At 61.5% G+C, this 574-nt stretch carries 1 protein-coding gene; it reads right to left on the reverse strand.

All coding sequences use genetic code 11. The features are described from left to right. Nucleotides 1–574: AMP-binding protein (locus DK871_RS29860; protein WP_161907483.1), on the reverse strand; the 574-nt coding region annotated here is incomplete at both ends.

The raw sequence follows: 574 nt of genomic DNA on the forward strand, positions 1-574 counted from the left end.
CATGCTCCAGCAGACGCGCTTCGATTTCACCCAACTCAATGCGCAAGCCACGCAGCTTGACCTGATGGTCGATACGCCCGGCATATTCAATCACCCCGTCTGCGCGATAACGCGCCAGGTCGCCGGTGCGGTACAAGCGTTCGCCTTTGACGAACGGATGCGCGATGAAACGTTCGGCGGTCAACGCCGGGCGGCGGTGATAACCACGGGCCAGGCCGATGCCACCCAAGTAGAGCTCACCGAGCACACCCACCGGCACCGGCTCGAAGTTGCTGTCGAGGATGTAGCAGCCAAGGTTGGCAATCGGGCGGCCGATCGGCACCGCGTCGCGCCCCTCATCGACGCAAGTCCAATGGGTCACATCGATGGCCGCTTCAGTCGGACCGTAGAGGTTGTAGAGCGCGGCTTGGGGCAGTTTGGCAAACACTTGTTGCTGAGCATCCACCGGTAGCGCCTCGCCACTGCACACGATACGTTGCAGGCTTTGGCACGTGGAGACGGCCGGGTCTTGCAGGAAGGCCTGCAACATCGACGGAACGAAATGCAGCGTTGTGACGTTCTGCTGGTTGATCAG

The organism is Pseudomonas sp. L13 (assembly GCF_009935965.1).
GTDB lineage: Bacteria > Pseudomonadota > Gammaproteobacteria > Pseudomonadales > Pseudomonadaceae > Aquipseudomonas > Aquipseudomonas lactis.